Raw genomic sequence first — 7,991 nt, forward strand, 5'->3', positions numbered from 1 at the left:
GGTCAGCCCGTCCTCGACGGCCGCCCGCGCCCCGCATCCTGGTCGTCGACGACGACGCGGAGGTCCGGGCGGCCGTCGAGGACGGGCTGACCGTGGAGGGGTACCGGGTACGCGGCGCGGCCGACGGGCTGGCCGCACTGAGCGCGGTCGCGGAGTGGCAGCCGGACGCGCTCGTGCTGGACGTGATGATGCCGGTACTGGACGGCCTGGCGGTCTGCCGGCGGCTGCGCGCGCTGGGCGACCGCACGCCCGTCCTCGTGCTGACCGCGCTGGACGCGGTCAGCGAGCGGGTGGACGGGCTGGACGCCGGCGCCGACGACTACCTCGTCAAGCCCTTCGCGCTGGACGAACTGACCGCCCGGCTCCGGGCCCTGCTGCGCCGCGTCGCCGCGCCGGACACCGAGGACGCCGCGCTGACCGTCGCCGACCTGGTCCTCGACCCGGCCACCCGCACCGGACAGCGGGCCGGCCGCCGCCTGGAGTTCAGCCGCACCGAGTGGACCCTGCTGGAGCTGTTCGCGCGCAACCCCGGCCAGGTCGTGCCGCGCGAGGTGATCCTGGAGCGGGTCTGGGGCCGCGACTTCGGGCCGGCCTCCAACTCCCTAGCGGTGTACGTCGGTTATCTGCGCCGCAAGCTGGAGGCGGGCGGCGAGCCGCGGCTGCTGCACACCGTGCACGGTGTCGGCTACCGGCTGGGGGAAGAGTGAGCGGCCGCCGCGGGCTCGGGGCGCCGTGGCGGCGCAGGCGGCCGCTGCGGACCCGGCTGGCGCTGGCCGCCTCGGCGGCCGTGGCGCTGGTCGCGGTCGGCGTGTGCACCGCCGCTTTCGTCATCATCCGGTACGCCATGGGCCACCAGCTGGAGCTGAACCTCACCCAGTCGGCGACCCTGGTCATGCAGCAGAACCGGGACGAGGGGCCCGGGACCGTGGCCGCCGAATGCCGTTTCCTGGCGGCCCCGGCCTGCTCCCAGCTCGTCCCCGCCGACGCCGCCGACGACCCGTCCCGGCCCTACGCGCTGCCGGTCACCGACGCCACCCGCGAGGTCGCGGCGGGCCGGCACGCCGCGTACTACAGCGAGTTCACCCTGCACGGCCGCCCGGCCCGGATGCTCACGCAGCACTTCAAGGACGGCATGGCGGTGCAGGTGGCGCTGCGTGCGGACACCGTGGAGAAGGGGGTGCGGCAGGCCGCCGGGATGCTGACGGCGGTGGGCGGCGCGGGCGTGCTGCTGGCCGCAGCGCTCGGCTACTGGGTCTCCCGTACGGGCCTGGCGCCGGTCGCCCGGCTGACCGCGGCCGCCGAACGGATCGCCGCGACCCGCGACGCCGGGCACCGCATCGAACTGCCCGCCGGGCCGCCGGGCCGCGAGGACGAGCTGACCCGGCTGGCGGCCAGCTTCAACGCCATGCTCGGCGAGCTGGAGCAGTCGGTCACCGCCCAGCGCCGACTGGTCGCCGACGCCTCCCACGAGCTGCGTACGCCGCTGACGGCGCTGCGTACCAACGCCGAGCTCCTCGCCCGCGCCGACCGGCTGACCGAAGCCCAGCGCGACCGGGCGTCCGCCGCCCTGGGCCGCCAGCTGCGCGAGGTGACCACGCTGGTCAACGACCTGATCGAGCTGGCCCGCGACGAGGAGCCGCAGCCGCTGGTCGAGGAGGTACACCCCGCCGCGCTGCTGGAGCACGCGGTCGCCGCGGCCCGGGAGCACTGGCCCGCGATCGCCTTCACCGTACGGACCGACGCGCGCGCCGCCGCGGATTCCGTGCCCGGCGTACCGGCCCGGCTGACCCGGCTGCTCTCGAACCTGCTCGACAACGCGGCCAAGTTCTCGCCGCCCGGCGGCCCGGTCGAGGCGGAGCTGACCGCCCCGCCGGGCGCCCTGGAGATCACGGTCCGGGACCACGGCCCGGGCATCGCCGCCGAGGACCTGCCGCACGTCTTCGACCGCTTCTACCGCGCCCGGGCCGCCCGCACCCTCCCCGGCTCGGGGCTGGGCCTGGCGATGGCCCGGCAGATCGCCCGCGCGCACCGCGCCGAGCTGACCGCGGAGCAGGCGCCGGGCGGCGGGGCGCTGTTCCGGCTGCGGTTCCCGCGCTAGCGGCGGCGCGCCGTACGCGTCAGTGGCCCGCCTGCTGCCAGGCGCAGCTGCCCAGCGTGGCCCGCCCGCCGGCCACCAGCTTCTCCGCCGCTTCGGCCTTCGCCGGCCGGCTGTGGCCGTTGACGCAGATCACCGTGCGGTCCGGGTACCCGGCCAGGTCGACGAGGATCTGGTCCCAGTGCCGGTACTGCACGTCGTGCCCGGAGTCGGCGTAGGAGCGCACCACCGGCTTGCCCGGCAGGTGCTGCTGCCACGTCGCGATCGTGCTCGGCGGGACGGTGGTGTCCTTCTTGCCGCTGTACAGGAAGACCGGCGCCGTGAGCTTCGACAGGTCGGGGCCCGGCCGCTCGCAGTACAGCTTCTGCTCGTGCACCTGCGGCGCCGGGTCGGCCTTCTGGCCGCGCTGGTTGTAGGTGCGCGCGCCCTCTTCGTACGCGGTGTCGGCGAAGCCCGGGATCTGCTTCGTCGGGCTGTCGTCGGGGAACGCCCACCACTTGCGCGGGTCGGCGATGACGGGGGCGAGCTGCTTGCCCAGCTCCTCGTCGGAGACGGAGCAGTAGTCCGGCTTCTTGCCGTACGGGGGCAGCGCGGCGGCCAGGTGCAGTGCCTCGATGCGCTGCGGCGCCCGCGCGGCGAGCTCGGCGGCGTACGGCCCGCCGCCGGAGATCGCGATCACGCTCGTCCGCCGCACGCCGATCCGGTCCAGGACGTCCAGCGCGTCCTTCGCGAAGTCGGCCTTGCCCAGGTCCTTGTCGTACGCGGTGTCGCCGAAGCCGTTCCGCTCGACCGATATCAGCCGCAGATTCAGCGATTCACGCGTACTGCGGAAGAAGTCCGTCATGTGCGCGGCGCGGGCGCTGGTGCCGGTACCGCCGATGAACAGCACGGGCTTCCCGTCCCGCGGCCCCTCGTCGATGTAGTGCGCGGTGCGCCCCGACGACACCTTCGCAGCCTGCACTTCGGGCCCGAGCGAGTCGAAGTCGTCCTGGATGCGGACCTCGTGGAGGCCGGCCGCGTGCGGCTCCGGCGCGGACCCGGCGGTCGCGGGCGTGCTGATGACCGCGGAGCCGGCCAGCAGGACGGTGGCGAGGGCTGCCGTGCCGACGGCGGTCAGAGCGGGTCTTTTCACGTACGTCTCCCGGAGGGGTAGGTGGATGCAGACCGCACCCGCCTACCCCGGCCGTCCGGAAGAACGCCACGGATTCCGTTGTCCGCCCGGACTCCGCCCTAGAAGCCGGCGGGCTCCGTGTACACGCCCCACTCGTCCCGGAGCGCGTCGCAGATCTCGCCGAGGGTGGCCTCCGCGCGGACCGCGTCGAGCATGGGCTCGATCATGTTGCGGCCGTCGCGGGCCGCGGCGAGCATGCCGTCCAGCGCGGTGCGCACCGCCGCGTCGTCGCGGGCCGCCTTGCGGCCGCCGAGGATGCGCACCTGCTCGCGCTCGACCTCGTGGCTGACCCGCAGGATCTCCAGATCGCCGGTGACCGAGCCGTGGTGGCAGTTGACGCCGACGACCTTCTTGTCGCCCTTCTCCAGGGCCTGCTGGTACTGGAAGGCGGACTCGGCGATCTCGCCGGTGAACCAGCCGTCCTCGATGCCGCGCAGGATGCCGGAGGTCATGGGGCCGATCGGGTGCTGCCCGTCGGGGACGGCGCGGGCGCCGCGCTCCTTGATCCGGTCGAAGATCTTCTCGGCGTCCGCCTCGATGCGGTCCGTGAGCTGTTCGATGTACCACGAACCGCCCAGCGGGTCCGCGACGTTGGCGACGCCGGTCTCCTCCATCAGCACCTGCTGCGTGCGCAGCGCGATCTCCGCGGCCTGCTCGCTGGGCAGCGCGAGGGTCTCGTCCAGCGCGTTGGTGTGCAGGGAGTTGGTGCCGCCGAGCACGGCCGCAAGAGCCTCGACCGCAGTGCGTACGACGTTGTTGTACGGCTGCTGCGCGGTCAGCGAGACGCCGGCGGTCTGCGTGTGGAACCGCAGCCACTGCGCCTTCTCGCTGGTCGCGCCGTACACATCGCGCATCCAGCGGGCCCAGATCCGGCGCGCGGCGCGGAACTTGGCGATCTCCTCGAAGAAGTCGACGTGCGCGTCGAAGAAGAAGGACAGGCCGGGCGCGAACTTGTTCACGTCGAGGCCGCGGGACAGCCCCAGCTCCACGTACCCGAAGCCGTCGGCCAGGGTGTACGCCAGCTCCTGCGCGGCCGTCGAGCCCGCCTCGCGGATGTGGTAGCCGGAGACCGAGAGCGGCTTGTAGTCGGGGATGGAGTGCGCGCAGTGCTCCATCAGGTCGCCGATCAGGCGCAGATGCGGCTCGGGCTGGAAGAGCCACTCCTTCTGCGCGATGTACTCCTTGAAGATGTCGGTCTGGAGCGTGCCGTTGAGGACGCCGGGGTCCACGCCCTGGCGCTCGGCGGCGACCAGGTACATGCAGAAGACCGGGACCGCCGGGCCGCTGATCGTCATCGAGGTCGTGACCTCACCGAGGGGGATGTCCTTGAAGAGGACCTCCATGTCGGCGGCGGAGTCGATGGCGACGCCGCAGTGGCCGACCTCGCCGAGCGAGCGCGGGTCGTCGGAGTCGCGGCCCATCAGGGTCGGCATGTCGAAGGCGACGGACAGGCCGCCGCCGCCCGCCTTGAGGATCATCTTGTACCGCTCGTTCGTCTGCTCGGCGTTGCCGAAGCCCGCGAACTGGCGGATGGTCCACGTCCGGCCGCGGTAGCCGGTCGGGTACAGGCCGCGCGTGAAGGGGTACTCGCCGGGCCAGCCGATCCGCTCGAAGCCTTCGTAGGCGTCGCCGGGGCGTGGGCCGTAGACCGGGTCGACGGGGTCGCCCGAGAGGGTACTGAAGTCCGCGTCGCGCTTGCGTGCGGAGTCGTACCGGGCCTGCCAGCGGCGGCGGCCCTCTTCGATCGCGTGAGCGTCCATGGCCACAAATTTACTTGGACGTCCTAGTACTTGTCGATGGGAATCGGCGGTGGAACGGCCTCGCGGGGCCTCGGGATCAGCCGCGCAGGGCCGCCAGATGTGCGTTCCTGACGTCCGCCGTCTGGCCCTGGACCAGCAGGAACATGCCCTCACGGGCCAGTCGCTGGGCCGGGCTGTCCAGGCCCACGGACCGGCCCCCGCCCGCTACGACAGCGGCAGTGGTCGCCGCCCGCAGCACGTCGTACGCGCGCATCTTCGCGGCCAGCCGGTCGGGAATGCGCTCCTGCGCCGGCACCTCGTCCAGCAGCGCGTACGCGTCCTTGCGGACGGCCGCCAGCCGCTCGCGGAGCACGCCGGCGGTGCCCGCCGCGGCCTCGTCGCCCGAGGCGTCCAGGAGGTCCAGCGCGGCGCGGGTGACGCCCAGCACCGCCGGGTTGACGTTGGTGTTCTTCGGCCGGTCGGCCGCCGCCCAGTCCTCGTACGGCTGCCGGAGGGCCACCGCCCCGTCGGGCAGCACCAGCCCGTCCAGCTCCAGGCCGACCGTGCGGGTCCCGGAGAGCGCGGCCAGCTCCAGCGGCTCCGTGGCGCGCAGGCCGGGCTGCTCACGGGCCTCGACGCCACCGAAGACGACCTCGCCGCCCTCGGTGGCGCCGCCGAGCAGCAGGACGTCGTTCAGACCCCAGCCGGTGTACCAGGGCACCCGGCCGTCGAAGCGCCACCCGGAGTGCTCACGGGTGACGCGCACCGGCAGCTTCGGGAAGGCCCGCAGATGGGAGAAGGCGATACCGGCCAGCAGCGTGCCGTCGCACAGCGGCCGCAGCAGCTGCTCGCGGACGGGCGAGCCCTCGGGGGCGGCGGCGAGGAGCGCGACCGGCGTGTGGTGCTGCGCCTGGACGAAGAAGGTGGCGCAGCAGGCCCCGGCGAGGATCTCGACGATCTCCCGGACGACGGGGGCGGGCGCCGCGGCCCCGCCGTACGCGGCCGGGCCGGTGGCGCCGAGCACGCCGGACGCCTTGACCGCGGCGATCGTGGCCGGATCCACACCCTCGCGGTCGGCGCGCTCGGCGGCCGGGGCGAGGGTGTCGGCGGCGAGCCGCCGCGCGGCCGCGACCAGCGGGTGATCGTGGTGGTCGGCGTACGGCTCGCTCATGCGGGCGTCAGACCTTGGCGGTCTGCGCGGCCGCGCCGCCCGTGATCAGCGGCTCCAGCTCGCGCGAGACCTTGCGCTCGACGAAGAACGCGGCCGTGGGGATCGTGCCGGCGACCAGCACCCACAGCAGCTTCCCGATCGGCATCTTGGCCTTGGAGCCCATGTCGAAGGCGAAGACCAGGTACACGACGTACAGCCAGCCGTGGGCGATGCCGACGACGCTGGTGAAGCCGGCCGCACCGTCGATGTGCAGCAGGTACTTGGCGATCACGCCGAGAGTCAGCAGGACCAGCAGCACGCCCGTCACGTACGCCATCGACCGGTAGCGGGTCAGCACGCTTCGTTTCATGCCCACGAGCGTAACCGTACGAGCGGGGGCGATCTTCGCCGCCCCCACGCCCGGCGGAGGGCTTAATCGCCCCTTATTCACGGGGTTCTTACTCGTCCGTGAAGTCCGCCGCCGCCACCCGCAGCGGGCGCAGCAGGGCGAAGATCTCCTGGCACTCCTCCGCGTCGTACGCGCCGAGCCCGAAGTCCATCGCCATCAGGTCCTGGGTCGCCGCGTCGCACACCTCGCGCCCCTTGTCCGTGATGGACGCGAGCGTGCCACGCCCGTCGTTCGGGTTCGGGCGCTTGGCCACCAGGCCGGATTTCACCAGCCGGTCGACGGTGTTGGTGACGGAGGTGGGATGCACCATCAGACGTTCGCCGATCTTGGACATCGGCAACTCGCCGGCCTGCGAGAAGGTCAGCAGCACCAGGGCTTCGTAGCGCGCGAAGGTGAGGCCGTACGGCTTGACCACGGCGTCCACCTCGCCGAGCAGGATCTGCTGGGCCCGCATGATCGAGGTGATCGCCGCCATCGACGGGACGGCCCCCCACCGGCGCTGCCACAGCTCATCGGCGCGGGCGATGGGATCGAAGGGGAGACTGAGCGGCTTCGGCACGTATCCGACCCTACCCGTCGCCCATATGGTGGTCAGCCCCGTCTCAGAAGACGGGCGCGGACGGTACTTCACCGGCCACGCCCGCGGTCTCCTGCCGTCAGTCCCGCTTCTCCGCGAGGTACCGCTCGACCGTGTCGACCTTCGAGGTCAGCCCGTCGGTCACGCCCTGCCGGATGTCGGCCTTCAGGACGAGCGAGACCCGGCCCGCGCGCTCCTCGACCGCGGCGACCGCGCGCTTGACGACGTCCATGACCTCGTCCCACTCGCCCTCGATGGAGGTGAACATGGCGTCCGTACGGTTGGGCAGCCCGGACTCGCGGACGACCCTTACCGCGTCGGCGACGTACTCCCCGACGTCCTCACCGACGCCGAGCGGGCTCACCGAGAAGGCGACGATCATGCCTTGACCCCTCCCACGACGCCTTCCTTCTCCTTGCGCGCACGGGCGGCGATGACCGACGCCTCGGCCTCGCGCTTCAGCTTCCGCTCGGCGAAGAAGCCGCCGGTGGGCAGGACGGAGAGGATGAAGTAGAGCGCGGCGGTGCCGAAGGACCACTTCGTACGGTTCCAGGCGTCCAGCCAGAAGATCACGTACAGGATGAACAGCACGCCGTGGATCGCGCCCAACGCCGGCACCGCGTTGAATTCCGTGGTCCGCTTCAGGACCGAGCAGATCAGCAGCAGCAGGAAGGAGACGGCCTCGGGGGCGGAGACCAGGCGGAGCCGGCGCAGGGCGGAAGCGGTCTTGATATCCACGGGAACCTCGTTCGGGTGGGGTGGGTGCAGCCTTTAGCTTGTGCCTACATTCACAAGCACCGCTCCATTGTGACAGCCGCGCCGCGCCCCTCCGCCGCCGGGCCACCTTGGC

General features: G+C 72.6%; 9 protein-coding genes. 2 read left to right on the plus strand and 7 right to left on the minus strand.

What is annotated here, in order from left to right:
* The first annotated feature begins 35 nt into the window (after positions 1-35).
* Together CCS38_RS15890 and CCS38_RS15895 are read left to right on the plus strand one after the other, a co-directional pair.
* Positions 36-707, plus strand: coding sequence for a response regulator transcription factor (locus CCS38_RS15890; protein ID WP_223733933.1), 672 nt, complete (start codon positions 36-38; stop codon positions 705-707).
* Positions 704-2,098 carry a sensor histidine kinase gene (locus CCS38_RS15895; protein ID WP_223733925.1) on the plus strand — a complete coding sequence of 465 codons (1,395 nt, stop codon included), beginning with the start codon at positions 704-706 and terminating at the stop codon, positions 2,096-2,098. Before CCS38_RS15890 ends, CCS38_RS15895 begins: the two co-directional genes overlap by 4 nt.
* A gap of 19 nt (positions 2,099-2,117) precedes the next feature.
* Here the strand turns inward: CCS38_RS15895 and CCS38_RS15900 are convergent, their stop codons facing one another.
* The 7 genes from CCS38_RS15900 to CCS38_RS15930 all read right to left on the minus strand — a co-directional run bounded on the left by CCS38_RS15900 (position 2,118) and on the right by CCS38_RS15930 (position 7,879).
* Positions 2,118-3,227 carry an alpha/beta fold hydrolase gene (locus tag CCS38_RS15900; protein WP_223733926.1) on the minus strand — a complete coding sequence of 370 codons (1,110 nt, stop codon included), beginning with the start codon at positions 3,225-3,227 and terminating at the stop codon, positions 2,118-2,120.
* A gap of 98 nt (positions 3,228-3,325) precedes the next feature.
* A complete protein-coding gene (gene icmA, locus CCS38_RS15905) occupies positions 3,326-5,026 on the minus strand; it encodes a coenzyme B12-dependent isobutyryl-CoA mutase large subunit (RefSeq protein ID WP_223733927.1) in 1,701 nt (566 codons plus the stop codon).
* Positions 5,027-5,102: 76 nt separating this feature from the next.
* The gene (locus CCS38_RS15910; protein ID WP_223733928.1) at positions 5,103-6,176 is read right to left on the minus strand and encodes an acyl-CoA dehydrogenase family protein; all 1,074 of its coding nucleotides are present in this window, start codon (positions 6,174-6,176) and stop codon (positions 5,103-5,105) included.
* A 7-nt stretch (positions 6,177-6,183) separates the two neighbouring features.
* Complete coding sequence (locus CCS38_RS15915) at positions 6,184-6,525, minus strand: DUF3817 domain-containing protein (RefSeq protein ID WP_223733929.1); 342 nt, start codon at positions 6,523-6,525, stop codon at positions 6,184-6,186.
* Between the two features lie 88 nt (positions 6,526-6,613).
* Entirely contained in the window at positions 6,614-7,123 is a 510-nt protein-coding gene (locus tag CCS38_RS15920; protein WP_223733930.1) for a MarR family winged helix-turn-helix transcriptional regulator, read from the minus strand.
* Positions 7,124-7,220: 97 nt separating this feature from the next.
* Positions 7,221-7,523, minus strand: a complete 303-nt coding sequence (locus CCS38_RS15925; protein WP_223733931.1) for an MTH1187 family thiamine-binding protein — start codon at positions 7,521-7,523, stop codon at positions 7,221-7,223.
* Entirely contained in the window at positions 7,520-7,879 is a 360-nt protein-coding gene (locus CCS38_RS15930) for a DUF3817 domain-containing protein (RefSeq protein ID WP_223733932.1), read from the minus strand. Before CCS38_RS15930 ends, CCS38_RS15925 begins: the two co-directional genes overlap by 4 nt.
* Positions 7,880-7,991: the final 112 nt, after the last annotated feature.

It is taken from the genome of Streptomyces purpurogeneiscleroticus, assembly GCF_020024005.1.
Lineage (GTDB): Bacteria > Actinomycetota > Actinomycetes > Streptomycetales > Streptomycetaceae > Streptomyces > Streptomyces purpurogeneiscleroticus.